Here is a 24,603-nt window from a genome sequence, read left to right on the forward strand (position 1 = left end):
CCCCCGTTTCCCCCACCACAAGGAGAATGTCGATGTTCACCAAGCACCCCCGCGGGTATGCGCTCAGCGCATCCGTCGTGGCCGGACTGCTCGCCCTGTCCGCCTGCGCGTCCACCGAGAGCGATTCCTCCGGTGGCGTCGATAAGGTCTATTCCGACGAGGCTCGTACCGGCGATGTCTGGCGGCCGGGAGACATGAAGGAGTTCTGCGGCGACAAGCCGCTGAAGGTCGCGCTCGCCGACGGAACCGGCGACAACGCCTTCCGCAAGACCGCACGCGCGGAGTTCGAGGACGAGGCCGCCAAGTGCTCGAACCTGACCCTCCTGCCGTACGCCGACGCGCAGAACAACCCGCAGAAGGCCATCAGCGACATCAAGGGACTCGTCGCCAAGGGCGCCGACGTGATCGTCGTGTTCCCCGACGCCGGTGAGGCGCTGCTGCCGACGCTGCGCGAGGCCACCAAGGCCGGTGTCGCCGTCGTGCCGTGGACGGCGAACCCGGGTGGCAAGCCCGGCACCGACTACACGACGTTCGTGGGCCACAACACCGTCAACGACGGCAAGACCTGGACCAAGTGGACGTGTGAGCACCTCGGTGACAAGGGCGGAAACGTCCTGTTCCTCGGGTGGCACGCCGGGCAACACCCAGAGCATCACCGAGCTCACGGGCATCGAGGCCGAGCTCAAGGACAACGCGGCCTGCGCCAACGTGAAGCTGCTCAACAGCCCCGGCAAGCCGATCGACACCAACTGGAACCCCGCCCAGACCCCAGAAGGTCGTCTCGGGCCTGCTGACCAAGTACCCGAAGATCGATGCCGTCATCACCGACTCAGGTGACGCCTCGCTCGGCGGCATCCGGGCCTTCAAGTCGGCCAAGCGCGAGCTGCCGCTGTGGACGGCCAACGACCTCAACGGCTTCGCCTGCGCCTACGAGCAGGAGAGCGCCAAGCAGGACAGCTTCAACGTCATGACGGTCTCGAGCCGCACCTGGATCATCCGCCTGGCACTGCGCAAGGCCGTCGCCGACAAGCAGGGCATCAAGAACGACGAGCCCGAGATCATCAACATCCCCGATCTACGAGGACAGCTTCGACGAGTCGAAGCAGCCCAAGTGCGATCCCGCGCTCCCGAGCAGCGCGATCTCGTCGGCCGGCTCGACTCGGACCAGCTGGAGAAGCTGTTCAACTGATGTGACGGGGCCGTGGCCGCCGTCGCGCGGCCACGGCCCCACCCCTTACCTAGGAGTCAACCGTGAATTCGACCCCAAGTCCGCCTCTCGATGAAGGGCGTCACCAAGCGCTATCCCGGCGTCGTTGCACTCGATGGCGTGAGCTTTGAGGCGTTCGCAGGCGAAGTTCACGCCCTGGTCGGCGGCAACGGTGCCGGCAAGTCCACCCTGATGGCGGTGGCATCCGGCGCGATCACCCCCGATGAGGGAACTATCGAGATCAATGGCGAGCGGCTGGCCCGGATCTCGCCGGTCGCCGCCCGCGACCAGGGGCTGGCGATCGCGTTCCAGCATCCTGCGCTGCTGCCCGACCTGACCGTCGCGGAGAACCTCGCGCTGTCGGTGCCCGAGAGCAAGCGGCCGACGTTCGGCCGGCTGCAGGACTGGGCCAGGCAGAAGCTGGAGCCCATGGGCATGCCGATCTCGCCGACGGCGCGGGTCGGCTCGCTGTCGCTGGCCGAGAAGCAGGCGATCGAGATCTGCGGCGCGCTGGCCTGCGATCCGGACGTCGTGATCTTCGACGAGCCCACCGAAGCATTCATGATCGACGAGACCCAGCGCCTCTTCGAGCAGATCCGCAAGCTCGCCGGCGCTCGGCGTCGCGGTCATCTACATCAGCCACCGCCTGCCCGACGTCATGGCGCTCGCCGACCGTTTCACGGTGCTGCGTGACGGCGAGGTGCGCGGACGGTTCCTGTCAGGTGAGGTCACCGAGCAGGACATCATCACGGCGGTCGCAGGACGCAAGGTCGAGGCCTTGTTCCCCGACAAGGCTGTCGACCTCGGCGAGACCGTCCTGAGCGTCGACGTGCAGTCGCGTGACCTCGACGAGATCCGCCTCGACGTCCGACGTCACGAGGTCATCGGCCTGGCGGGCGTCGAGGGCAACGGCCAGCGTGAGTTCATCCGCGTCCTGGGCGGAGCCGTCTCCAGCACCGGGACGGTCACGGTCGAAGGTCGGTCCGCCGACCTCTCCAGCCCGGGCAAGGCCCGTGCGGCCGGCATCGTGCTGATGCCGCAGGAGCGCCACATCGAGGGCGTCGCGACGGTGCACTCGGTACGCGAGAACCTGACGGTCGCCGCGACGGGCAAGACGGCCCGTGCCGGCGTCATCAACCGACGTGCTGAGAACCGGCTCGTCGATGCCGAGATCGTCGATCTCGGCATCAAGACCGCCTCGCCCGACGTCGCCGTCTCGACGTTGTCGGGCGGCAACCAGCAGAAGGTCTCGCTCGGCCGCGCCCTGCTGTCCGAACCGACCGTGCTGCTGTGCGACGAGCCGACGCAAGGCATCGACGTCGGCGTGCGCTCTGACATCTACCACCGACTGCGCTCCAATGCCGAGAACGGCGTCCCGGTCGTGGTGCTGAGCTCCGACAACGTCGAGCTGGCCGGACTGTGCGACCGGGTCCTGGTCTTCTCGCGCGGCCGGGTCGTCGCCGAGCTCGTCGGCGACCAGATCACCGATCACGCGATCACCGAGGCATCCCTGACCGCCGGTGGCGAGGATCATGCGATCCAGTCCGACGAGATCCGTCGCAAGAACGGGTGGCTGACCCGCATGCTGGGCAGCGAGCAAGGACCCAGCGCCTTCCTCGTCGCGGCGACCCTCGCGTTGATCGTCGTCGGTGCGATGGACAGCGACCGGTTCCTGTCGAGCTTCAACATCTCCAGCTCCCTGGCCCTGCTGGCGCCGCTGCTGTTCCTGGCCGCGGGTCAGCTGATGGTCGTGATGACAGGCGGCATCGACCTGTCGGTGGGGCCGCTGACCGGCACCCTGGTGGTGATCGCCTCGTTCTACGTGACGGCCGATCTCGGTGGTGGCTGGTGGGTGCTCGGCCTCGTGCTGATGGCCCTGTTCGCGGTGCTCGTCGGCATCGTGAACGGCTCGCTCGTCCGGTTCGGGAACGTGAGCCCAGTCGTCGCGACCCTCGTGACGATGACGGCGCTGCAGGGCCTCTCGCTCGTCATGCGCGACACCCCCGGCGGAACTATCGCCGAGCCGGTCACCTCGGCGCTCAACGCGACGATCGGCCCGGTTCCGTGGGCCGTCATCGTCGGTGCACTGCTGCTGGTCGGTCTCGAGGTCGCCTCGCGCCGCACCCGCACGGGCCTGCGGCTGCGGGCCGCCGGCTCGGACGATCTCGCGGCGCACAAGCGGGGCATCCCGGTGAATCGGGTCTTCATGATGGCGTACATCGGCTGCTCGCTGTTCACCTTCCTCGGTGCGTTGATGCTGATGGCGCAGATCGGTGTCGGCGACCCGACGGCCGGCACGTCGTACACGCTCGTCAGCGTCACGGCGGTCGTCCTCGGCGGTGCCTCGGTGTTCGGCGGACGCGGCAGCTTCATCGGCGTCCTGTTCGGCGTCTTCCTCGTCCAGGTCACCCAGACCACGGCGACGTTCATCGGGCTCTCGCAGGCCTGGCAGTACTGGCTGCCCGGCCTGATGGCCCTCGGTGCGTGCGCGCTGTTCGCCCAGGCGCAACGCCGCACCTCCTGAGACCGTGGTCGGCGCTCGGCTGGCCGACCACTGCAACGCCCCTGCCGGAGACCCGAGACCTCCGGCGGGGGCATGTTGCGATTGTGCTGCGACCGGCCGTCATCTGTTGACACGTTCGCAAATCCGCGCTGCCATGCAATGACTGCACGGGCCGTCAGGGCCCTGGCCAGACGGAGGGGCACTACGTGACAGTCATCAGGGCAGCGATCACCCAAGACGACGTGGACCGGCGACAAGGAGTCCATGCTCGCCAAGCATGAACAGTTCGCCCGCGACGCCGCAGCCGAGGGCGCTCAGGTCATCTGCTTCCAGAGGCTTCTACGGGCCGTACTTCGGCATCACCGAGGACAAGAAGTACTACGCGTACGCCGAGCCGGCCGACGGACCGATCGTGCAACGCTTCGCTGCGCTGGCCCAGGAGCTGTCGCTCGTCATGGTCCTGCCGATCTACGAAGAGGCCATGACCGGCGTCTACTACAACACTGCGGTCGTCGTGGACTCCGACGGAACGATCCTCGGCAAGTACCGCAAGCACCACCTGCCGCACCTCGACCGGTTCTGGGAGAAGTTCTACTTCCGTCCGGGCAACTTGGGCTACCCGGTGTTCCAGACCGCGGTCGGGCCGATCGGCGTCTACATCTGCTACGACCGGCACTTCCCCGAGGGCTGGCGCGATCTCGGGCTGGCCGGTGCGCACCTGGTGTTCAACCCGAATGCGACCAAGCCCGGCCTGTCCAACCGGCTGTGGGAGGTAGAAGGCCCGTGTGCGGCGGTCGCGAACGGCTACTTCGTGCTCCAGCCCAACCGGGTCGGCCGCGAGGACAACGAGTACGGCGGCTGGCCGTCGACTTCTACGGCACCAGCCAGGTCATCGACCCGCGCGGCAACTTCGTTGGAGAGCGCGGATCCGACACGACCGAGGAGATCCTGATCCGCGACCTCGACCTCGACCTGGTCCGGCAGATGCGCGACGACTGGCAGTTCTACCGAGACCGTCGGCCCGACTCCTACACCGCGATCGCGCAGCCGTAAGGGGGAGGGCGACATGGCAACCACGCTCATCACCGGCGGCACGGTCGTCACCGCGACGGGCCGCTCAGCAGCCGACGTCCTCGTCGACGGCGAGGTCATCGTCGCGGTGCTCGCACCCGGATCGGTCCTGCTGGGCTCCGACCTGGCGCGCACCGTCGACCGCGTCATCGACGCGACCGGCAAGTACGTCATCCCCGGCGGGATCGACGCGCACACCCACATGGAGCTGCCCTTCGGCGGCACCGCGGCGTCCGACACCTTCGAGACCGGCACCCGGGCGGCCGCCTGGGGCGGGACCACCACGATCATCGACTTCGCGGTGCAGACCTACGGGCAACGACTCATGGACGGCCTGGCGGCCTGGCACGCCAAGGCCGAAGGCAACTGCGCGATCGACTACGCCTTCCACCAGATCATCGGCGACGTCAACGACGACTCGTTGCAGGCCATGGACGGCCTCGTCGACGAAGGCATCACGGCTTCAAGCTGTTCATGGCCTATCCGGGGGTGTTCTACTCCGACGACGCCCAGATCTTGCGGGCCATGCAGAAGTCGGCCAGCTCGGGCATGGTCACGATGATGCACGCCGAGAACGGCCCCGCGATCGACGTCCTGGTCGAGCAGCTGCTGGCCCAGGGCAAGACCGACCCGTACTTCCACGGTGTCGCCCGTGCCTGGCAGATGGAGGAGGAGGCGACACACCGCGCCATCATGCTGGCCAACCTGACCGGGGCGCCGCTGTACGTCGTGCACGTCAGCGCCAAGCAGGCCGTCGAGCAGCTCGCTGCGGCCCGCGATATCGGACAGAACGTGTTCGGCGAGACCTGTCCGCAGTACCTCTACCTGTCCTTGGAAGAACAGCTCGCCGCACAGGGCAAGGAATGGGGGACGTTCGAGGGTGCCAAGTGGGTGTGCTCGACCCCGCTGCGGTCACGGGCCGAGGGCCACCAGAACCACATGTGGCAGTCGCTGCGCACCAATGACATCCAGATGGTCTCGACCGACCACTGCCCGTTCTGCATGAAGGGGCAAAAGGACCTCGGCCTGGGCGACTTCTCCAAGATCCCCAACGGCATCGGATCGGTCGAGCACCGCATGGACCTGATGTACCAGGGCGTCGTCAACGGCGAGATCTCGCTCGAGCGCTGGGTCGAGATCACGTCGACGACCCCGGCCCGGATGTTCGGCCTGTACGGCAAGAAGGGTGTCATCGCTCCGGGGGCGGATGCCGACATCGTCGTCTACGACCCGAACGGTCACACATCGATCGGATTCGGCGAAGGAAAGTCGCATCACATGAACATGGACCACTCGGCATGGGAGGGTTTCGAGATCGACGGTCACGTCGACACTGTGATCTCCCGGGGGACGGTCGTGGTGGACGACAACGCCTACATCGGCACGAAAGGTCATGGCCAGTTCGTCAAGCGCGGCCTCTCGCAGTACCTCATCTAGCCAGGGAGAAACATGGACTTCGGAGTAGTTCTACAGACCAATCCCCCCGCGTGGCGCACGGTCCAGCTGGCCAAGCTCTCAGAGGAGCACGGCTTCGACTACGTGTGGACGTTCGACAGTCACCTGCTGTGGCAGGAGCCGTACGTCATCTACAGCGCGATCCTGGCGCAGACGCACCGGGTCATCGTCGGGCCCATGGTGACCAATCCGGCGACCCGTGACTGGACCGTCACGGCCTCGGTGTTCGCGACGCTCAACGAGATGTACGGCAACCGCACGGTCTGCGGCATCGGACGCGGCGACTCTGCCGTGCGCGTCACGAACGGCAAGCCGTCGACGTTGAAGGAGGTGCGCGACGCAACGCACGTGATCCGCGAGCTCGCGAACGGTCGAGCCGTCGACTACAAGGGATCGACCCTGCGGTTCCCGTGGACGACGCACACCTCGCTCGAGGTGTGGGTCGCCGCGTACGGTCCCATGGCGCTCAAGGCAGCCGGAGAGGTCGGTGACGGCTTCATCCTGCAGCTCGCCGACGTCGACATCACCCGCTGGATGATCCAGAGCGTCAAGGACGCTGCCGCTGCCGCCGGTCGCGACCCCGAGTCGTTGTCGTTCTGCATCGCGGCACCGATGTACGTCGGCGACGACTGGGCGCACATGCGGGAGCAGTGCCGCTGGTTCGGCGGGATGGTCGGCAACCACGTCGCCGACATCGTGGCGAAGTACGGGGACCCTTCGACAGGCTCAGGGGGAGTGGCAATACCGCAGGCGCTGTCCGACTACATCAAGGGCCGCGAGGGCTACGACTACAACGAGCACGGTCGGGCCGGCAACACCCATGCCGACTTCGTGCCCGACGAGATCGTCGACCGGTTCTGCCTGCTCGGCACGGTCGACGACCACGTCGCCAAGCTCAAGGCCCTTCAAGAGGTCGGAGTGACCCAGTTCGCCGGCTACCTCCAGCACGACAACAAGGAGGAGACGCTCCGGGTCTACGGAGAGTCGATCATCCCGCAGATCCGCGAGCACGTGACGGCCAAGGCCTGAGCCCCGGCCCGGCAGCTAGATCGTCGGCGGCGGCAGCGTCAGCCCGGCATACACGTAGGTGCCGGGCTGGGCGGGGTTCTGGATCAGCGAGACGGTGTCGCCGATGCGGGGGACCTGGATCTTCGACACCAGCGTCTGCAACGTGACGACCTGACCGTCGGCGAGAGCCGCGGTGAGGACGACCACCGGATCGAAGTTGATCAGCTGACCGGTGTCGCTGACGTTGGTCACGGTCGCCGGCACGCTGGGAATGCCCGATGCGGCCAAGGCAGCGGCCTCCTGCGCGCCGCGGGCGCTGTCGAGGCTCTGGCCGAGCAGGGCTGCGTTCTCCGCGCCCATGAAGCTTCTTGCCGAGCCGGCCAGTGAGCCCCTTGCCGGCGGCCAGGTTCTCGGCCATCTTCATGGCGTCCTCGGTGCGCTCGTCGCGGCTCTTCTTCTTGCCGAACATTCCCATGCTTCCCCCTAGGAGTGGTGCCAGAATGCGGTCAGAGTACCAATGCCGGATGACCGCGGTCCGGCTCTGTGTCGTGCGCGTAGGATTGGCCACGCGATGAATGACAGGCAGAGTTCGGTCTACCTCGACCATGCGGCCACGACGCCGATGGTCCCCGAAGCGATCTCGGCGATGCTCGAGCAGATGGCCGTCACAGGCAATGCGTCCTCGCTGCACGCCTCGGGCCGTGCCGCGCGCCGCACCGTCGAAGAGGCGCGTCGGCTGATCGCCGAACGCTTCGGCGCGCGCCCCAGCGAGATCGTGTTCTGCTCCGGCGGCACCGAGGCCAACAACCTGGCGATCAAGGGGCTGTACTGGTCGCGCCTCGCGCAGGACTCGGCGCGACACCGCATCGTCTTCAGCTCGATCGAGCATCATGCGCTGCTCGACCCCGTCACCTGGCTCGCCAAGCACGAAGGCGCCGAGGTCGCGATGACGCCGGTCGACAAGCACGGACGCATCCTGATCGACGACCTGCGCGCTGCGGTCACGAGCGATCCGTTGAGCATCTCGGCCATCACCACGATGTGGGCCAACAACGAGATGGGCACGGTGCAGCCGATCGCCGACGTCGTCGAGATCGCCCGCGAGTTCGACATCCCGGTGCACAGCGATGCCGTGCAGGCCGCCGGCTACCTGCCGTTGAGCTTCAAGGACAGCGGCCTCGACGCCATGACGATCACGGCGCACAAGCTCGGCGGTCCCGTCGGGGTGGGTGCGCTGATGATCGGCCGCGAGATCGATGCGAACCCGTTGATGCACGGCGGAGGCCAGGAGCGGGATCTGCGTTCGGGCACCGTCAGCGTCGCCCTGATCGCGGCCTTCGCGGCCGCCGTCGACGTCACCGTCGCCCGCCAGGCTGAGACCGTCACGCGTATCGAGGCGTTGCGCCAGCGACTCGTCGAGGGCATCGTGCGGGTCGTGCCCGACGCGATCATCAACGGTGACCCGTTGCCCGGAGCCGCACACCGGCTGCCCAACATCGCCCACGTGACCTTCCCGGGCTGCGAGGGCGACGCGATGCTGATGCTCCTCGACGCCCAGGGCATCGAGTGCTCGACCGGCTCGGCGTGCGCCGCCGGCGTGCCGCAGCCCAGCCACGTGCTGCTGGCGATGGGCTATGACGACGTCGCTGCACGCGGATCGTTGCGGTTCAGCCTGGGGCACACCTCGACCGAGGCCGATGTCGATCGACTCATCGAGGCGCTGCCCGCCGTCCACCAGCGGGCGCAGCGTGCCTCGCTCGTGCGGAGCTCGTCGTGAGAGTCGTCGCAGCGATGTCTGGCGGGGTCGACTCCGCCGTGGCCGCTGCGCGCGCCGTCGACGCGGGCCACGACGTCACCGGCGTGCACCTGGCGCTGAGCCGCAATCCGCGCTCCTACCGCTCTGGTGCACGCGGCTGCTGCTCGATCGAGGACTCCAACGACGCCCGGCGAGCAGCCGACGAGCTGGGCATCCCGTTCTACGTGTGGGACATGAGCGAGGAGTTCGCCGACAACGTCGTCGACGACTTCATCGCCGAGTACACCGCAGGACGCACCCCGAATCCCTGTCTGCGGTGCAACGAGAAGATCAAGTTCGCAGCGGTGCTCGATCGGGCGCTGGCGCTTGGTTTCGACGCCGTCGCGACCGGCCGCTACGCCCAGCTGCGCACCGCCGACGACGGCACGATCGAGATGCACCGGGCGATCGACATGGGCAAGGACCAGTCGTACGTCCTGGGCGTCCTGACGCAGGAGCAGCTGGCGCACTCGTTGTTCCCGTTGGGCGACACGACCAAGGACGTCGTGCGGGTCGAGGCGGCCCGTCGAGGCATCCAGGTCGCGCAGAAGCCCGACAGCCACGACATCTGCTTCATCCCCGACGGCGACAACGCCGGCTGGCTGGGCGAGAAGCTGGGGCCCGAGCCCGGCACGATCGTCGACACCGACGGCACGGTGCTGCGCGAGCACGACGGCGCGTATGCGTTCACGATCGGGCAGCGCCGCGGACTCCGGCTGGGCATTCCGGCCGATGACGGCAAGCCCCGCTTCGTGCTCGACATCGAGCCGGTCAGCGGCACCGTCACGGTCGGATCGCGCGAAGGCTGCTGGTCGATCGCCTCGACGCGATCAAGCCCCTGTGGTGCGGGACGGCGCCTGACGAGGTGCTCGACTGCACGGTGCAGCTGCGCGCGCACGGCGACGAGCACCGGGCCAGGGTCTCGGTCTCGGGCGACTCTGTGTCGGTCGAGCTGATCGATCCCGCGAGCGGCATCGCCCCCGGCCAGGCCTGCGTGATCTACAACGGCGCCCGCGTCGTCGGTTCGGCCACGATCTCCGCCACCTCCCGCGTCGCGGTGACCTAGCGACCTGTCGTCCCGGCGGGCGGTGACGCAGCGACGTATCCCCGACAGCGATAGGTCGCCATGTCACCGCATCTGACGGGGATGGGTCGCCATGTCACCGCTCACAGCATCGAACCGACAGAACAGGACCTCCATGGCACTCGCCACCGGCATCGGCTCGATGCCAGGTACGGACTTCGCCGAGTCGATGCGCATCGTCCTGGGGGAGGTCGGCGGTCTGCCGTACGTCCCCGAGCTCCCCGCACGGGGCGTCCACGCCGGGATGATCGGCCGAACTCTGGCGCTGCTCGAGGGGCTGGAGGCCGATCTGCAGCCAGACGGCTGGCGGGTCGGCGTGGGGGAGGGAACCGACGTCCGGCGGGCGCGATCGCTGCTGCTCCACGACCTCGATGTCGCCGAAGAGCTGACACAGGGCTACCAGGGGCCGATCAAGATCCAGGTCACCGGTCCGCTCACGTTGGCGGCGGCTGTCGAGCGGGCCAAGGGCGACAAGATGCTCGCCGACCATGGTGCTCGTCGCGAGATCAGCCAGTCGCTCGCCGAAGGACTCCGGACGCACGTGTCCGCAGTGGGCCGCCGGTTCGACCAGGCCGACGTGGTCGTGCAGATCGACGAGCCCGCGATCACGGCGGTGCTGACCGGGGGCATCCCGACCGCGAGCGGCTGGTCACGGCACCGCAGTGTGCATCCGCCCGAGGCCGATCAGCTGCTGCGCAACGTCGTCGACGCGATCACCGAGGCTGGCGGCCGGCCGGTCGTCCACTCGTGCGCGCCCGACGTCCCGGTGGAGCTGCTGGCCGGAGCAGGATTCACCGCGATCTCGTTCGACCTCTCCTTGGCCAGGCCCGATGATGTCTGGGCCGAGACGTTCGAGAAGGGCGTCGACCTGTGGTTCGGCGTGGTGCCGTCGACCGATGTCAGTGGGACCACCGAGAAGGCTCTGGCAGAGCGCATCGACACGTTCTTCAGTCGGTTCGGCTTCGACGAGGAGACGTACGCCGACCGGCTCGTGGTCACGCCGACGTGCGGTCTGGCCGGAGCTTCTCCACAGTGGGCGCGTCATGCCTTGGCGCTCGCGCACGCTGTCAGTGGCCGCCACTAGATTGATGGTGCGCGTCAGCGATGACGACTAAGATGACCATCTACTTGGTCATCTGGAGGTTGTCATGAGCGAGCCTGGGCGGTCGGTCAGCGTCGCCGAGGCGAAGGCACACCTGAGCGAGCTGCTCGACGCGGTGGAGAAGGGGGAGCACGTGCAGATCACCAGACGGGGCAGGCCGGTCGCCGACCTGATCCCCAAGCAACGGCAGCGCATGCCGATCACCATGGAGTGGTTCGACGGCTGACGAAGGGTCTGCCGGCGACCTCCGGAGACTCCGCCGAGGCTTGTCCGCCAGATGCGCGACGAGGGGCACTGATGCACTACCTCGACACGAGCGTCCTGATCTCAGCGCTGACGACCGAGCAGTCAGCCACTCAGGTGCGCCAATGGCTCGCGACCCATCACGACTTCTTCATCTCGCCGTGGGTCCAGACTGAGTTCGCGAGCTCGCTGTCGCTCAAGCGCCGAGCCGGAGACATCGACGACCGTGGGCGCGCCGTGGCCCGCACCGGCTTCGAGCGGCTCCAGAAAGACTCGTTGGCGACGTTGCCGATCGAGCCCAAGCACTTCGCCTCCGCCGAGGCGCTGTGCCACGCAGACGCCGGACTCCGGTCGTCAGAAGCGTTGCACCTGGCCGTCGCCCGCGACAACGGCCTGACGATGGTGTCGCGTGATGCGCGGTTCGTGGCGGCCACGCGCTCGATCGGTCTGCGGGCCGTCAATCCTGATGAGGCAGCATGACAACTGATGACGAGCTGCGTCAGCAGCACAAGCAGCTGAGCGAGACGATCGACGAGCACCGTCAGCGCTACCACCGCGACGATGCGCCGACGATCTCCGACGGCGAGTACGACCACCTGATGCGTGAGCCGAGGCGCTCGAAGAAACGGCTGCCGAGCCGTACCCCCGACTCGCCGACCCAGCAGGTCGGTGGGGCGATCTCCTCGACGTTCGAGGCCTATGAGCACCGCGAACGGCTGTTGAGCCTCGACAACGCCTTCAGCAGCGGAAGAGCTCGAGGCCTGGCATGGACGCCTGATCCGCGAAGGCGTCGACGACGCGGAGTTCCTGTGCGAGCCAAGGTCGACGGCCTCGCGATCTCGTTGACCTACGAGGACGGACGGCTGACCCGTGGCGTGACGCGGGGCGACGGCCGCGTCGGCGAGGACGTCACCGAGAACGTCCGCACGATCAAGGCGATCCCGCACCGGTTGACGGCCACCGACGACTACCCGGTCCCGGCCTATGTCGAGATTCGCGGCGAGGTGTTCTTCCCGACCAAGGAGTTCGAGGAGTTCAACACCGCGTGGGCCGAGTCGGGCAAGACGCCGTTCTCCAACCCGCGCAATGCCGCAGCCGGAACGCTGCGCATGAAAGACACGTCGGTCACCGCGTCTCGGCCGCTGTCGATGGTGTGCCACGGCCTGGGCTACCGCGAAGGTTTCAGCCCCGAACGCCAGAGCGAGGCGTACCTGGCGCTCAAGGCCTGGGGGCTGCCCACCAGCGACCGAGCCAAGGTCGTGCCTGATCTCGCAGCCGTCGAAGAGTTCATCGCCTACTACGGCGAGCACCGGCACGACGTCGTCCACGAGATCGACGGTGTCGTGGTCAAGGTCGACCAGGTCGACCGCCAGCGTCGTCTCGGCTCCACCTCGCGCGCGCCTCGCTGGGCGATCGCCTGGAAGTACCCGCCCGAAGAGGTCAACACCCGGCTGCTCGACATCCGCGTCAACGTCGGCCGAACGGGACGAGTCACGCCCTATGGCGTCATGGAGCCGATCCGGTGGCCGGATCAGTCGTCGAGATGGCCACGCTGCACAACCAGTTCGAGGTCAAGCGCAAAGGCGTCCTGATCGGTGACATGGTCGTCCTGCGCAAGGCCGGCGACGTCATCCCCGAGATCGTCGGCCCGGTCGTGGCCCTGCGTGACGGCAGCGAGCGCGAGTTCGTCATGCCGACGGAGTGTCCCTCCTGCGGCACGCCGCTGGCACCCTCACGGGAGGGTGAGAAGGACTTCCGCTGTCCCAACACCCGGTCGTGTCCGTCGCAGCTGCCGGGAGCGGCTGACGCACGTCGGTGGCCGTGGTGCCTTCGACATCGAGGTGTTCGGCTGGGAGGGCGCGAACGGCGCTGCTCGAGGCCGGTGTGCTGACCGACGAGGGCAGGCTGTTCTCGTTGACCGCCGACGACCTGATGAAGACCGAGCTCTACACGCGTGCCGCCAAGAAGACCGAGGTCGACCAAGCTGTCGACGGCAGGGTGCTGAGCGCCAACGGCCTGGCCCTGATCGACAACCTCGAGAAGGCCAGTCGCAGCCGTTGTGGCGGGTGCTGGTCGCGCTGTCGATCCGGCACGTCGGACCGACCGCCGCGCGTGCTCTGGCCACGCACTTCGCCTCGATGGACGCGATCCGGGCTGCTGGCGCCGACGGCTGTCCGCCGTCGAAGGGGTCGGCCCCACGATCGCCGAGGCCGTCGTCGACTGGTTCTCGGTCGACTGGCACGTCGACATCGTCGAGGCCTGGGCCGCAGCCGGTGTCCGCATGCACGACGAACGTGACGAGTCGATCGTCCGCACGCTCGAAGGGCTCACGATCGTGGTGACCGGATCGGCTCGAGCGGTTCACCCGTGACTCGGTCAAGGAGGCGATCATCGCCCACGGCGGCAAGGCGTCAGGCTCGGTCTCCAAGAAGACCGACTACGTCGTCGTCGGCGAGAGCGCCGGCTCCAAGGCCGACAAGGCCGAGGCGTTGGGTCTGACGATCCTCAACGAGGAGCAGTTCGAGCAAGCTTCTCGCCGAGGGCCCGCCACAGACCGAAGACTCCGGCGAGAACGAAGAGGGCGAAGAGGCCGAAGCCTGATGCTTGAGATCCGGCCGAGCTGTGAGTGCTGTGACCGAGACCTTCGCCCCTGTCGCAAGACGTGCTGATCTGCTCGTACGAGTGCACGTGGTGCCGCGACTGCGCCGAGAACGTCCTGCGCGGCGTCTGTCCCAACTGCGGAGGCGAGCTGGCTAGACGTCCGGAGCCGTCGGCCTCCCGGCTCGTCAACGATCCGCCCTCGACGAAGCGGGTGTTCAACCCCGACTGCCGGGCCGCACGCGCGACCTGAAGCCCCGTAGTCTCGACGGGTGCCGCCACGTTCTCCGCTCCCGCCCCGTCACGGGCTGGGGGCCGCCTGGCTTCGCACCCCCGACCGCGACAAGCCGCGTCCAGAGCAGTGGGCGACGATGGGGCAGTGGCTGCGGCACCGGCTACCCGAGCGGGTCGACATCGCCGGCTTTTTGGCCGAGAAGCGGTTTGTCTACTCCGACCTCCGACCAGTCGGGGAGGACGATCCGTACACGCCGCACACGTTCATCTGGTTCCATCGCGACCTGCCCGTCGAGGCCGACGTGCCCGGCGAGATCCACGTCGTGCACCGCGACGAGCGGCTCGTCGTGATCGACAAGCCTGCGTTCCTGTCGTCGATCCCGCGCGGCCAGCACGTGCGGCAGAGCGTCGTGGTGAGGCTGCGCGACGCAGCGGGCTACCCGAGCTGACTCCCATGCACCGGCTCGACCGGATCACGTCAGGGCTGCTGATGCTGGCCACCGAGCGGCGCTGGCGCGGTGCCTATCAGACGCTGTTCCAGGACGACCAAGTCACCAAGGTCTATCGCGCGTTGGCGCCGATCGACCCAGACCTGCGCTTGCCGGTCACGGTCAGCAACCACCTGGTCAAGCGCCGGGGCTCCTGGCAGGTCGAGGTCGTGCCAGATGCTCCGGTCAACGCCGAGACCGTGATCGAGCTGGAGCAGAAGCTCGACGGCCGAGGCGTGTATCGATTGCTGCCGCGCACGGGGCGTACGCATCAGCTGCGTGTCCACCTCAACGGGCTGGGCATCCCGATCGTCGACGATCCGTTGTATCCGACCGTGCAGGACGTCGCGGTCGACGACTTCGCTCACCCGCTGCAGCTGCTGGCTGCCGACTGGCGTTCACCGACCCGGTCGACGGCTCCGCACGATCGTTCAGGAGCGTCCGCCAGCTTCCACTGACGGAAAAGCTGAACCTCAAGCCTCTGGCAGCTCGGAGACGGCCAGGGCCACGAAGACGACGATCGCTGCCACGGCGAAGCCGATGCCCCACAGCCACAGGCCGCCCGCAGCGGCATACAGGGCCACGGTGATGAACAGCATGATCTGCACGACCAGACGCGTGGGGTTCTCGAGTCGACGCGCCGAGTTGGGGCTCATCCACTGCACCCAGATGCCGAGCGCGACCAGTGCCAGGAAGATGCCGATGGCCCAACCGCGCCAGCCGTCGTCGAATCCGTGACCGGCCAGGACGAGCAGCACGACCATCGCGATCTCGCACAGGAGCGCCAGCGAATCGAGCGGGCCGACGTCGGTCGGTTTCTGTGGAGGCATGAGGTCAGCCTGACAGTGCTACTTTCGCGACATGACGGAGTCGACCCGCCCCAGCCCGGTGATCCTGCTCGTGGCGACGGGTCACAGTCGAGACGTCCTGGCAGACGAGTTCGGCAGCCGCTACGCCCGCGACTACGACGTCCGAACCGTCAGTGGCCCGGACGGAGTGCGGGAGCTTGCCGCCGCTCGTGGCAGCAGGCCGCCAGATCGCGGTGATCGGCATCGACTTCGCCCTGGAAGACGGCCCGTCGGGCCTGCTCGACGAGCTGCGCGCCGTGTCGCCGAGCAGCAAGCGGGTCGTGCTGATCCCGTTCGGCCAGTTCCGCGATGCGGTCGAGGTCTTGCGGCCCGAGCTGGCGGCGGGGCGCCTCGACACGTACCTGATCATCCCGCAGGCACCACGCGACGAGGAGTTCCACACCGCGATCACCGAGTACCTGTCGGAGTGGGCGACCACGACCTCGACCCCGGAGGTCGCGGGCGTCCTGATCGTCGATGACGGCACGCAGGTCGAGGTGGCCGGAATCCGGGACTTCCTCGACCGGATGGGTTCTCCGTGGACCCGCCACAGCCCCGACAGCGACGTGGGGCGCGACCTGGTCGCGGCCGCGGGGGAGGGCGCCAGGCTGCCCATCGTCTCCGCGTACGGCCGTACACCCATCGGTGGCGCGAACGAGCGCCTCGTCGCGGCGACGTTCTCACGGTTCCCCCGACGCCCTCGGAGCAGACCACGTCGCGGACCTGCTGATCATCGGTGCTGGTCCAGCCGGACTGGCAGCTGCGGTGTACGGAGCATCGGAGGGTCTCGGCACCGTGGTGCTCGACGCCGAAGCGGTCGGCGGTCAAGCGGGCACGAACTCGATGATCCGCAACTACCTGGGCTTCCCGAGGGGCGTCTCCGGCATGCGGCTGGCGTTTCGCGCCCGGTTGCAGGCCACCCGGTTCGGCGCACGGATGTTCACGGGCCGGGCCGTCACCGGACTGCGTGTCGGTGACCTGCACGAGGTCAGCTACGACGACGGGGTCCTCCGCGCCCGGTCAGTCCTGATCGCGTGCGGCGTGCGCTACCGGCGGCTCGGGGTTCCCGGGCTGGAGACCCTCGTCGGCATGGGTGTCTACTACGGCGCCGCGACGAGCGTGGCCCGAGAGATGGAAGGCCGCGACGTCTTCATCGTCGGCGGCGGCAACTCGGCTGGACAGGCCGCGCTGCACCTGGCGCGGTTCGCCCGTTCGGTGACGATCGTGGTGCGGCGGGCGAGCCTGGCCGAGACGATGTCGGCGTACCTGATCGACGAGATCTCGACCCAGCGGCGGATCACGGTGTGCACCGGGGCCCGGGTCGTCGACGGTGGCGGCGAGGGACGCCTGCAGTGGATCGAGCTGTCTAGTGACGGCAGCCGTCGACGGCTCGACGCCGACGGCCTGTTCCTGCTGCTGGGCGCCGAGCCCGGCTGCGACTGGCTGCCCGACGTGGTCAGCCGCGACGAGGACGGCTTCGTGCTCACAGGACGCGACGTCCCCAAGGAGCTGTGGCGCGACGGCATGCCGCCGGCGCCGCTGGAGACGTCGGTTCCTGGCGTGTTCGCCGCCGGAGACGTCCGCTCCGGCTCCATGAAACGAGTCGCGTCAGCCAGCGGCGAAGGGGCCGGTGCGGTCTCGCAGGTGCACGCACATCTGGCGCCCAGCAGCCTTAGACCGATCGGGCCCGTCTGACGATGCTCGCGGCGACCTCGTCGGGATTCTGGTCAGGCAGCCAGTGCGTCGCGCCGTGCAAGACCTCCAGCTCGTACGGCGCCGAGACGTACTGCGGGGGTGAGCTCGGCCCCGCGGCGCACCAAGGCGGCGTCGCCATCGCTCCACACGTAAGTCGTCGGCACGTGCACCTGCCGGCTCAGCTCGCCCGGCGGGGCGAGGAACATCGAGCGGTAGTAGCCGAGCCCTCCGCGCAGCGCGCCGTCGGCGACGATCTCGCGGCGGAACGTCTCGATCATCGTCCGGTCCATGCCGGCCCCGCGCAGCATCTTCTCGCCGAAACCTCCCGGCTTGCTGAGCATGCGCTCTGGCAGGAAGGGGATCTGGAACAGGAGCATGTAGTACGACTTCAAGATCTGCGAGCTGCTGAACATCGACTTCACGAAGGCGCCCGGATGCGCGACCGAGACAGCGGTCAGCGTCCGCAACGAGTCGGGGTGATGCGCTGCGACGCCCCAGGCGACGGCCGCGCCCAGTCGTGGCCCACGAGGTGGACGGGACGGCCGATGTGGTCGATGAGCGCCTTGGCGTCTGCGACGAGCGAGGTGATCTTGTAGCCGAACCGGGACGCCGGACGTGCACCGGGAGAGTAGCCCCGTTGGTCGAGCGCGTACGTCCTGAACCCGGCTGTGTGCAATCGCTCTGACACGGCGGCCCAGGAGGTCGCGCGCTGGGGGAAGCCGTGCAGGAGCACCACCGGATCGCCATCGATCGGGCCGGTGTCGATGACGTCGAAGGTGAAGCCGGCGTGCCGGATCTGCGAGGTGCGGGAGTCTGACATGGCCCACATCTTGTCAGAGAACCCCGTTATCTGAACAGGCTTGAGGCTCGGGCCGGTGCCCGCAAGTGTGCGGGTGTGCGGGTCACTAGGATGGAATCTTGCAACGCCTTCGACCTGCAAGACCAACCACGCAAGGAAACTGCATGTCCGATCCCGCAACGGGTATCTCGCGTGACGACGTCGCCCATCTGGCCGGCCTCGCCCGCATCGACCTCAGTGACGCTGAGCTCGACCACCTCGCCACTGAACTGCCTGCCATCCTCGAGCACGTCGCCAGCGTGCAGGAGGCCGCCGGAGCCGACGTGCCGGCCATGAGTCACCCCGTGCCGGTCGACAACGTGTTCCGCGAAGACGTCGTCCGCCCGAGCCTGACCCCCGAGGCAGCCCTGGCTGCTGCGCCGGCGTCCGACCAGCAGCGGTTCCTCGTGCCCAAGATCCTGGGGGAGTCATGACAGACAGTGACCTGACCCGGCTGAGCGCCGACGACCTGGCCCACATGCTGGCCGACAAGGAGGTCTCCTCGGTCGAGGTGACCCAGGCGCTGGTCGATCGCATCTCAGCAGTCGACGGCGACATCCACGCCTTCCTGCACGTCGACGCCGAGGGCGCCCTCGCGACGGCCCTCGAGATCGACGACCGCCGCGCCACTGGCGAACAGCTCTCGTACCTCGCCGGTGTGCCGATCGCGGTCAAGGACGTCTTCGCGACCGTCGGCATGCCGACGACGTGCGGTTCCAAGATCCTCGACGGCTGGATCCCGCCCTACGACGCGACCGTGACAGCCAAGATCAAGGCCGCAGGCCTCCCGATCCTCGGCAAGACCAACATGGACGAGTTCGCGATGGGCTCGACCACCGAGCACTCCGCCTACGGCCCGACCCACAACCCGTGGGACACGACCCGCGTGCCGGAGGATCCGGCGGCGGCTCGGCCGCTGCCGTGGCCGCCTTCGAGGCACCGCTGGCAGTCGGCACCGACACCGGCGGCTGATCCGCCAGCCCGGTGCGCTGACCGGAACGGTCGGCGTCAAGCCCACCTACGGCGGGATCAGCCGCTACGGCCTGGTCGCGATGGCGAGCAGCCTCGACCAGGCCGGTCCGGTCACCCGTACCGTGCTGGATGCGGCGCTGCTGCACGCTGATCGCCGGGCACGACCCGATGGACTCGACCAGCATCCCCGAGGCGGTCCCGGCCGTCGTCGCGGCCGCGCGTCGTGCCGATGTGGCGGGGCTGAAGATCGGCGTCGTCAAGGGCTGGGCGGCGAGGGCTTCCAGCCTGGTGTCAACGCCCGGTTCACCGAGGCCGTCGAGCTGCTGACCGCCGCAGGTGCCGAGGTCGTCGAGGTCTCGATCCCGAGCCTGAAGTACGCCCTGGGCGCCTACTACCTGGTCATGCCGAGCGAGGCGAGCAGCAATCTCGCCAAGTTCGACGCGATGCGTTACGGCGTCCGGGTCGCACCGGCAGGGGTCGACGACCCGAGTGCTGAGCAGGTCATGGCATCGAGCCGTGACGCCGGCTTCGGCGACGAGGTCAAGCGCCGGATCATCCTGGGCACGTACGCCCTGTCCAGCGGCTACTACGACGCCTACTACGGCTCGGCGCAGAAGGTGCGGACGATCCTGGCCCGCGACTTCGCGACAGCCTTCGCCGACGTCGACGTGCTGGTCTCGCCGACGTCGCCGACCACGGCCTACCCGTTGGGCGACAAGCTGGACGATCCGCTCGCGATGTACCTCGGTGACATCGCCACGATCCCGGCCAACCTGATCGGCATCCCGGACTGTCGCTGCCCGTCGGTCTGGCCGACGAGGACGCGCTGCCGGTCGGGCTGCAGTTCCTGGCCCCGCAGAAGGCCGACGACCGGCTGTACAACGCGGCCGCGGCGCTGGAGCGGCTGCTCGAAGACAAGTGGGGCGGCACGCTGCTGTCCAAGGCGCCCGAGCTGGAGGTCCGCGCATGAGCACGACCGAGACACTGGTTCCATTCGACGAGGCCATCTCCCGCTACGACCCCGTCATGGGTCTGGAGATCCACATCGAGCTGCAACACCGCCACGAAGATGTTCTGCGGCTGTCCGACCGAGTTCGGCGCCGAGCCGAACACCCAGGTCTGCCCGGTGTGCCTGGCGCTGCCGGGCGCCCTGCCGGTCGTCAACGCGAAGGCCGTCGAGTCGGCGATCCGCATGGGCCTGGCGCTCAACTGCGAGATCGCCGAGTGGTGCCGGTTCGCGCGCAAGAACTACTTCTACCCCGACATGCCGAAGAACTTCCAGACGTCGCAGTACGACGAGCCGATCGCCTTCGACGGCTACGTCGATGTCGAGGTCGACGGCGAGACGTTCCGGATCGAGATCGAGCGCGCCCACATGGAGGAGGACACCGGCAAGGCGTTGCACGTCGGCGGCTCCACCGGCCGCATCCACGGTGCCGACTTTCTCGCTGGTCGACTACAACCGGGCAGGTATCCCGCTGATCGAGATCGTGACCCGCACGATCGAGGTCCCGGCCGAGAAGGCACCTGCGGTCGCTCGGGCCTACGTCTCGCACGTGCGCGACCTGATCGGCGGACTCGGCGTGTCCGACGTCCGGATGGACCAGGGCTCGCTGCGCGCCGACGTCAACCTGTCGTTGAAGCCGAAGGGCTCCACGGTGCTCGGCACCCGTTCGGAGACCAAGAACGTCAACTCGTTCCGGTCGGTCGAGCGCGCTGTGCGCTTCGAGATCTCGCGGCACGCCGGAATCCTCGACGAGGGCGGCAAGGTCGTCCAGGAGACGCGTCACTTCCAGGAGGACACGGGCACGACGCTGTCGGGGCCGCGAGAAGTCCGATGCCGACGACTACCGCTACTTCCCCGAGCCCGATCTCGCACCGGTCTCGCCGTCGCGCGAGTGGGTCGAGGGCTGCGGCGACGTTGCCCCGAGCCACCGGCCGTGCGCCGCGCGCGCCTGCAGGCCGAGTGGGACTTCTCCGACCTCGACATGCGCGACACGATCGGTGCGGGTGCGCTCGACCTGATCGTCGCCACGGTCGAGGCCGGCACGACGCCACAGGCCGCGAAGAAGTGGTGGCTGGGCGAGATGGCCCGTCGGGTCGAACGAGTCGGGCACCGACATCGACGCCCTCGGCATCACGCCGGCACAGGTAGCCGAGATCCCAGGGCCTGATCGATGCGGGCCGCATCAACGGACAAGCTGGCGCGCTCGGTCTTCGACGGCGTCATCGCCGGTGAGGGCACCGGCTGAAGAGGTCGTGATCGGGCGAGGCCTCGAGGTCGTCTCCGACGACGGTGCGCTGGGGGAGGCCGTCAGATCGTGCGATCGCAGCCGATCCTGACGCAGCCGAGAAGATCCGCGGCGGCAACCTCGGCGTCGCCGGTGCCCTGATCGGTGCGGTGATGAAGGAGATGCGCGCGGCAAGGCTGACGCGGGCCGGGTCCGGCGGCTGATCCTCGAGAAGCTGTCCTAGCAACGTCGCCGACGCAGCCCCGTCCTCCTGATCCGGAGGGCGGGGCTGCGTCACAGCGTCTAGGCTTTCGGGATGTCCAGGGAGGGAGACCCGTGAGACTCATACCTGATGAGAAGCACAGATGCCATATCGGTGTGGCATCGCCGAGGGATGCATCCGCTTCGGCGGCTGCTTCGTCGTCCTGGCGGTCGCGACCGGAGTCACCGACGAGTCGAGCCGCGATGCGTGTCTCGCACTCCTCGCCGTGGTGGCAGCGACGGCCTTGGTGACGGCGGTGTTGGTCGTCACCCAGCAGATCCACCAACGCTGGTCCTTGATGGTGTGGCCCTTCTCGCTGTGCGCGGGGATCTTCGCGCTCGACCGCGTCGCACATCAGGCAGCAGGCCTGGTCATGGGGCTGGTCGTGCTGTCGTTCCTGTTCATCGGTCTGAGCCAGCCGCCACGTCCGGCAGGCTTCTGGTTCCTGCCGCCGGCAGCGCTGCTGTTCCTCCAGGTGCAGGACCTCGATCCGAAGATGGCGCGCTGTGCGGCTCCCGATCGCCGCTGCGGTGTGGATCATCTGCGCGGAGGTGCCGGCCAAGCTGATCATGGAGCTGCGTGACAAGCAGCGGGCCTTGGAGCTGCTGGCCACGACGGACAGCCTGACCGGGCTGCTGAACCGTTCCGACCTCGATCTGCGGCTCGAACGCGCTGGTGACGAGGGCGCTGTGGCGATGATCGACATCGACCACTTCAAGCAGTTCAACGACGGCTGCGGCCACCTTGCTGGCGACGTCGCCCTGATGGACTTCGCCTCGGTCCTGCAGGCGGGGGTGCGTCCGGCGACACGGTGTTTCGCTACGGCGGCGAAGAGTTCGTGATCGTGCTCGAGAAGGCGACCCTCGCGGAGGCCGCAACAGTGCTGAACAGGATCCGTGAGGCGTGGTCGACCCACGCATCGGGTCTGACGTTCAGCGCGGGCGTCACCCGTGCGGCGGATCCGGGCTGTGCGGGCAGCCGACGCGCTGCTGTACCGGGCGAAGGCCGAGGGACGTAACCGGATCATGGTCGACCGGGGTGACGTCGACCGTTCGCTCAGCTCTGGGCTCTGACGCGCCTGACCAGGTCGAGGAGCCGTTCAGCACGATGTCGGGGAACTCCAGGGGAAGGAAGTGCGTCGCGTCGAGCTCGCGGTAGCGCGAGCCCTTGACCCGCTGGGCCGCGCCGCCACTGAGCGCGCTGCTGCGCCCACGAACACGTCCACTTGCCGGCCATGAACGTGACCGGCACGTCGATCCTTCGACAACGTGACCCGAGCGTGCTCTGACACGCCGATCGCGAAGCTCGGCGTACCAGGCCGGGTGGGTCGTGCAGAACTCCTTCATCAGCGTGCTCAGCTGGGCAGGGTCCGCCGCAGGGTTGACGAACCGGGTCAGGCGCACGAGATCGGCGGTGTGGCGGGTCCACGGGATGCGTCGGGTGGGGAGCGCCAGGGCCGACCCCGACAGGCCTGCCGCACGGGTCAGGGTGATCATGGCTCTCGTGCGATGGTCGGCGGCATCTTGAGCGGCGCCAGCATCGTCCCGAACGTGTTGCCCGGGACGCCGGCGACCGCGAGGATTCCGGTGACGCGCTGGGATGTCGGGCAGCGGCTTGAAGGCGATCGTCACCCCGGCCGACCAGGCCAGCACGATGCACGACTCGACCCGGCATCATCCATGACGGCGGTCGCGTCCTCGACGAAGGCATCGAGGTCGACGCGATCATCGGCGGGACGCTCCGACCCGCCGACGCCTGGTGGTTCTACGAGATGACGTGGATGCCGCAGTCGGGCTGCAGCAGCGACGGCCAGGCGTGCGGATTGGTGCGGGGCCGTTGGAGAGCAGCACGGTCGGCCCTTCAGCGCCGTTGGTCCAGGCCCGCAGTCGGGTGCCGTCGGCGCTCGTCACGTCGTGGTAGCGCACGAAGCTGGGACTGGTCGGTGGCACGCGCCGATTGTCCACGTCGGTTCAGACCAGCGCAAGCACCGCGTCGACGAAGCGTTCGGCTGCCACCGCCGGACTGCGGCAGGAACAGGCTCGGCTCGGTGGCTGCAGCTCGATCAGCACGGGGGAGCCGTCGGCGGCGGTGAGCAGGTCGACCCGGGCGTACAGCGGCGGTGCAGCCAGCCCCAGCAGCGACCTCGTGACGTCGAGGACGTGCTGGGAGGGCTCGCGCTGCGCAGGCGTCGGGGTGCGTGGCGTGATGGCCTCGCGGCTGTCGCGGTCTTGGCGGACCCCTTCGCCGGCGGCCAGCAACGGTCCCTTGCGGATGGCATGGGAGAACGTTCCTGAGAACAGGAGCATCGCGGTCTCGCCCTCGTCGTCGACTGATGCGATGTACGGCTGGGTCATCGACGTGCGTCCGGCCGAGACGCAGCTCGGCGCTGTGGGCCCACGCTTCTTCGCGGCTCGCCCAGCGGGCGGTGTCCTTCGACCCGGACGAGATGGTCGGCTTGACGACCCATTCGGCGTGGTCACCGATGTCGTCGCCCGTCGTGACGTCCCACTGCGTCGTGATGATGGGCACGCCGGCGGCCTCGAGCTGCTGCAGATAGACCTTGTCGGTGTTCCAGGTCAGGATGTCGTGCGAGTTGTGCAGGCGGGGGACCGACGAGGCCCAGCTGAGGAACTCCTCGCGGCGGGCGATGTAGTCCCAGCACGAGCGGACCACGACGGCGTGGTCGCGCTGGTCCAGTCGACGGTCGGGTCGTCCCACACGACGATGTCGGCCTGTGCTCCACGGGCGGCTGCTGCGTCACCGAGCAGGAGCAGGTCGGGTCGAGGTGCCGGTGGGTGAGAGCTGGTCACGAAGGCGATAGTCACGATCCTATTGTGCCGGACAGCCATATTAGACATGGTCTGATATTTCTCATATATCAGTGGTAGCCTGATATCCATGTCCGCTCCCCAGACCGCCGTCGCGCTCATCGGTGACGTCGTCAAGTCGCGCGCGCAAGCCGATCGCGC

At 68.1% G+C, this 24,603-nt stretch carries 31 protein-coding genes and 7 pseudogenes; 30 read left to right on the top strand and 8 right to left on the bottom strand.

Annotated elements, in window-relative coordinates; genetic code table 11:
* Window positions 1–32 precede the first annotated feature (32 nt).
* From ACHMWU_RS15735 to ACHMWU_RS15775, 9 genes are all read left to right on the top strand, one after another.
* Window positions 33–794 (top strand): substrate-binding domain-containing protein, encoded by a 762-nt coding sequence (locus tag ACHMWU_RS15735; RefSeq protein WP_396045034.1) that lies wholly within the window; start codon window positions 33–35, stop codon window positions 792–794.
* A gap of 173 nt (window positions 795–967) precedes the next feature.
* The gene (locus ACHMWU_RS15740) at window positions 968–1,189 is read left to right on the top strand and encodes a hypothetical protein (protein WP_396045036.1); all 222 of its coding nucleotides are present in this window, start codon (window positions 968–970) and stop codon (window positions 1,187–1,189) included.
* Between the two features lie 90 nt (window positions 1,190–1,279).
* Window positions 1,280–1,900, top strand: coding sequence for an ATP-binding cassette domain-containing protein (locus ACHMWU_RS15745; protein WP_396045038.1), 621 nt, complete (start codon window positions 1,280–1,282; stop codon window positions 1,898–1,900).
* The gene (locus tag ACHMWU_RS15750; protein WP_396045040.1) at window positions 1,866–3,731 is read left to right on the top strand and encodes an ATP-binding cassette domain-containing protein; all 1,866 of its coding nucleotides are present in this window, start codon (window positions 1,866–1,868) and stop codon (window positions 3,729–3,731) included. The genes ACHMWU_RS15745 and ACHMWU_RS15750 overlap by 35 nt, the downstream gene beginning before the upstream one ends.
* 256 nt (window positions 3,732–3,987) lie before the next feature.
* Entirely contained in the window at window positions 3,988–4,662 is a 675-nt protein-coding gene (locus ACHMWU_RS15755) for a nitrilase-related carbon-nitrogen hydrolase (protein WP_396045042.1), read from the top strand.
* Window positions 4,602–4,763 carry a hypothetical protein gene (locus ACHMWU_RS15760; RefSeq protein ID WP_396046815.1) on the top strand — a complete coding sequence of 54 codons (162 nt, stop codon included), beginning with the start codon at window positions 4,602–4,604 and terminating at the stop codon, window positions 4,761–4,763. Before ACHMWU_RS15755 ends, ACHMWU_RS15760 begins: the two co-directional genes overlap by 61 nt.
* A gap of 13 nt (window positions 4,764–4,776) precedes the next feature.
* Window positions 4,777–5,343 (top strand): amidohydrolase family protein, encoded by a 567-nt coding sequence (locus ACHMWU_RS15765; protein WP_396045045.1) that lies wholly within the window; start codon window positions 4,777–4,779, stop codon window positions 5,341–5,343.
* Entirely contained in the window at window positions 5,256–6,218 is a 963-nt protein-coding gene (locus tag ACHMWU_RS15770; protein ID WP_396045047.1) for an amidohydrolase family protein, read from the top strand. Before ACHMWU_RS15765 ends, ACHMWU_RS15770 begins: the two co-directional genes overlap by 88 nt.
* Before the next feature lie 12 nt (window positions 6,219–6,230).
* Complete coding sequence (locus ACHMWU_RS15775) at window positions 6,231–7,265, top strand: TIGR03842 family LLM class F420-dependent oxidoreductase (RefSeq protein WP_396045050.1); 1,035 nt, start codon at window positions 6,231–6,233, stop codon at window positions 7,263–7,265.
* A 15-nt stretch (window positions 7,266–7,280) separates the two neighbouring features.
* Here ACHMWU_RS15775 and ACHMWU_RS15780 read toward each other — a convergent pair whose 3' ends face one another.
* A complete protein-coding gene (locus ACHMWU_RS15780; protein WP_396045052.1) occupies window positions 7,281–7,604 on the bottom strand; it encodes a hypothetical protein in 324 nt (107 codons plus the stop codon).
* A 211-nt stretch (window positions 7,605–7,815) separates the two neighbouring features.
* Between ACHMWU_RS15780 and ACHMWU_RS15785 the strand changes: the two genes are divergently transcribed.
* The 11 genes and pseudogenes from ACHMWU_RS15785 to ACHMWU_RS15835 all read left to right on the top strand — a co-directional run.
* Window positions 7,816–9,021, top strand: a complete 1,206-nt coding sequence (locus ACHMWU_RS15785; RefSeq protein WP_396045054.1) for a cysteine desulfurase family protein — start codon at window positions 7,816–7,818, stop codon at window positions 9,019–9,021.
* Window positions 9,022–9,035: 14 nt separating this feature from the next.
* Window positions 9,036–10,105: pseudogene (gene mnmA / locus ACHMWU_RS15790) on the top strand (tRNA 2-thiouridine(34) synthase MnmA).
* 133 nt (window positions 10,106–10,238) lie between these two features.
* Complete coding sequence (locus tag ACHMWU_RS15795) at window positions 10,239–11,207, top strand: methionine synthase (RefSeq protein WP_396045056.1); 969 nt, start codon at window positions 10,239–10,241, stop codon at window positions 11,205–11,207.
* A 64-nt stretch (window positions 11,208–11,271) separates the two neighbouring features.
* The gene (locus ACHMWU_RS15800; protein WP_396045058.1) at window positions 11,272–11,451 is read left to right on the top strand and encodes a type II toxin-antitoxin system Phd/YefM family antitoxin; all 180 of its coding nucleotides are present in this window, start codon (window positions 11,272–11,274) and stop codon (window positions 11,449–11,451) included.
* Window positions 11,452–11,522: 71 nt separating this feature from the next.
* Window positions 11,523–11,948, top strand: a complete 426-nt coding sequence (locus ACHMWU_RS15805) for a type II toxin-antitoxin system VapC family toxin (RefSeq protein WP_396045060.1) — start codon at window positions 11,523–11,525, stop codon at window positions 11,946–11,948.
* The gene (gene ligA, locus ACHMWU_RS15810; RefSeq protein WP_396045062.1) at window positions 11,945–13,060 is read left to right on the top strand and encodes an NAD-dependent DNA ligase LigA; all 1,116 of its coding nucleotides are present in this window, start codon (window positions 11,945–11,947) and stop codon (window positions 13,058–13,060) included. The genes ACHMWU_RS15805 and ligA overlap by 4 nt, the downstream gene beginning before the upstream one ends.
* On the top strand, window positions 13,012–13,359 hold the full coding sequence (locus tag ACHMWU_RS15815; protein ID WP_396045064.1) for a hypothetical protein: 348 nt from the start codon (window positions 13,012–13,014) through the stop codon (window positions 13,357–13,359). Before ligA ends, ACHMWU_RS15815 begins: the two co-directional genes overlap by 49 nt.
* 175 nt (window positions 13,360–13,534) lie before the next feature.
* The gene (locus tag ACHMWU_RS15820; RefSeq protein WP_396046817.1) at window positions 13,535–13,810 is read left to right on the top strand and encodes a helix-hairpin-helix domain-containing protein; all 276 of its coding nucleotides are present in this window, start codon (window positions 13,535–13,537) and stop codon (window positions 13,808–13,810) included.
* Between the two features lie 48 nt (window positions 13,811–13,858).
* Window positions 13,859–14,137: a BRCT domain-containing protein gene (locus ACHMWU_RS15825; RefSeq protein ID WP_396046819.1), complete on the top strand. Its 279-nt coding sequence runs from the start codon at window positions 13,859–13,861 to the stop codon at window positions 14,135–14,137.
* Window positions 14,131–14,319: a DUF1272 domain-containing protein gene (locus tag ACHMWU_RS15830; RefSeq protein WP_396045066.1), complete on the top strand. Its 189-nt coding sequence runs from the start codon at window positions 14,131–14,133 to the stop codon at window positions 14,317–14,319. Before ACHMWU_RS15825 ends, ACHMWU_RS15830 begins: the two co-directional genes overlap by 7 nt.
* Before the next feature lie 118 nt (window positions 14,320–14,437).
* A pseudogene (locus ACHMWU_RS15835) lies at window positions 14,438–15,251 on the top strand (pseudouridine synthase); the annotation flags it as partial.
* 10 nt (window positions 15,252–15,261) lie between these two features.
* On the opposite strand, the gene ACHMWU_RS15840 reads toward ACHMWU_RS15835, so the two are convergent.
* Window positions 15,262–15,618 (bottom strand): DUF2568 domain-containing protein, encoded by a 357-nt coding sequence (locus ACHMWU_RS15840; RefSeq protein ID WP_396045068.1) that lies wholly within the window; start codon window positions 15,616–15,618, stop codon window positions 15,262–15,264.
* A 31-nt stretch (window positions 15,619–15,649) separates the two neighbouring features.
* On the opposite strand from ACHMWU_RS15840, the gene ACHMWU_RS15845 reads away from it, so the two are divergent.
* A complete protein-coding gene (locus ACHMWU_RS15845; RefSeq protein WP_396045070.1) occupies window positions 15,650–16,117 on the top strand; it encodes a hypothetical protein in 468 nt (155 codons plus the stop codon).
* Window positions 16,114–17,331, top strand: coding sequence for an NAD(P)/FAD-dependent oxidoreductase (locus ACHMWU_RS15850; protein WP_396045072.1), 1,218 nt, complete (start codon window positions 16,114–16,116; stop codon window positions 17,329–17,331). The genes ACHMWU_RS15845 and ACHMWU_RS15850 overlap by 4 nt, the downstream gene beginning before the upstream one ends.
* Before the next feature lie 32 nt (window positions 17,332–17,363).
* On the opposite strand, the gene ACHMWU_RS15855 is transcribed toward ACHMWU_RS15850, so the two are convergent.
* Together ACHMWU_RS15855 and ACHMWU_RS15860 are read right to left on the bottom strand one after the other, a co-directional pair.
* On the bottom strand, window positions 17,364–17,798 hold the full coding sequence (locus tag ACHMWU_RS15855) for a hypothetical protein (RefSeq protein ID WP_396045074.1): 435 nt from the start codon (window positions 17,796–17,798) through the stop codon (window positions 17,364–17,366).
* Complete coding sequence (locus tag ACHMWU_RS15860) at window positions 17,786–18,151, bottom strand: alpha/beta fold hydrolase (RefSeq protein ID WP_396045076.1); 366 nt, start codon at window positions 18,149–18,151, stop codon at window positions 17,786–17,788. Before ACHMWU_RS15860 ends, ACHMWU_RS15855 begins: the two co-directional genes overlap by 13 nt.
* 143 nt (window positions 18,152–18,294) lie before the next feature.
* Between ACHMWU_RS15860 and gatC the strand changes: the two genes are divergently transcribed.
* The 8 genes and pseudogenes from gatC (at window position 18,295) to ACHMWU_RS15900 (ending at window position 22,652) form a co-directional block, all read left to right on the top strand.
* A complete protein-coding gene (gene gatC, locus ACHMWU_RS15865; RefSeq protein ID WP_396045078.1) occupies window positions 18,295–18,603 on the top strand; it encodes an Asp-tRNA(Asn)/Glu-tRNA(Gln) amidotransferase subunit GatC in 309 nt (102 codons plus the stop codon).
* Window positions 18,604–18,647: 44 nt separating this feature from the next.
* Window positions 18,648–19,141 (top strand): annotated as a pseudogene (locus tag ACHMWU_RS15870) (amidase).
* Window positions 19,142–19,197: 56 nt separating this feature from the next.
* Window positions 19,198–19,884 (top strand): annotated as a pseudogene (locus tag ACHMWU_RS15875) (amidase family protein); the annotation flags it as partial.
* 326 nt (window positions 19,885–20,210) lie between these two features.
* Window positions 20,211–20,489, top strand: a pseudogene (locus tag ACHMWU_RS15880) (Asp-tRNA(Asn)/Glu-tRNA(Gln) amidotransferase GatCAB subunit B); the annotation flags it as partial.
* A 151-nt stretch (window positions 20,490–20,640) separates the two neighbouring features.
* Window positions 20,641–21,166: pseudogene (locus tag ACHMWU_RS15885) on the top strand (Asp-tRNA(Asn)/Glu-tRNA(Gln) amidotransferase GatCAB subunit B); the annotation flags it as partial.
* Between the two features lie 271 nt (window positions 21,167–21,437).
* Window positions 21,438–21,596, top strand: a complete 159-nt coding sequence (locus ACHMWU_RS15890) for a hypothetical protein (protein WP_396045080.1) — start codon at window positions 21,438–21,440, stop codon at window positions 21,594–21,596.
* A gap of 141 nt (window positions 21,597–21,737) precedes the next feature.
* Window positions 21,738–22,217, top strand: a complete 480-nt coding sequence (locus ACHMWU_RS15895) for a hypothetical protein (RefSeq protein ID WP_396045082.1) — start codon at window positions 21,738–21,740, stop codon at window positions 22,215–22,217.
* A pseudogene (locus ACHMWU_RS15900) lies at window positions 22,204–22,652 on the top strand (GGDEF domain-containing protein). The gene ACHMWU_RS15895 and the pseudogene ACHMWU_RS15900 overlap by 14 nt, the downstream one beginning before the upstream one ends.
* Here ACHMWU_RS15900 and ACHMWU_RS15905 read toward each other — a convergent pair.
* The 4 genes from ACHMWU_RS15905 to ACHMWU_RS15920 all read right to left on the bottom strand — a co-directional run bounded on the left by ACHMWU_RS15905 (window position 22,579) and on the right by ACHMWU_RS15920 (window position 24,459).
* Window positions 22,579–23,286 (bottom strand): hypothetical protein, encoded by a 708-nt coding sequence (locus ACHMWU_RS15905; RefSeq protein WP_396045084.1) that lies wholly within the window; start codon window positions 23,284–23,286, stop codon window positions 22,579–22,581. The pseudogene ACHMWU_RS15900 and the gene ACHMWU_RS15905 overlap by 74 nt on opposite strands.
* Window positions 23,287–23,358: 72 nt before the next feature.
* Complete coding sequence (locus tag ACHMWU_RS15910) at window positions 23,359–23,598, bottom strand: hypothetical protein (RefSeq protein WP_396045086.1); 240 nt, start codon at window positions 23,596–23,598, stop codon at window positions 23,359–23,361.
* Window positions 23,599–23,604: 6 nt separating this feature from the next.
* A complete protein-coding gene (locus tag ACHMWU_RS15915; RefSeq protein ID WP_396045088.1) occupies window positions 23,605–23,988 on the bottom strand; it encodes a hypothetical protein in 384 nt (127 codons plus the stop codon).
* A 222-nt stretch (window positions 23,989–24,210) separates the two neighbouring features.
* A complete protein-coding gene (locus ACHMWU_RS15920; RefSeq protein ID WP_396045090.1) occupies window positions 24,211–24,459 on the bottom strand; it encodes a hypothetical protein in 249 nt (82 codons plus the stop codon).
* Window positions 24,460–24,603 lie beyond the last annotated feature (144 nt).

Origin of the sequence: Aeromicrobium sp. UC242_57 (genome assembly GCF_044452305.1) — a bacterium.
Lineage (GTDB): Bacteria > Actinomycetota > Actinomycetes > Propionibacteriales > Nocardioidaceae > Aeromicrobium.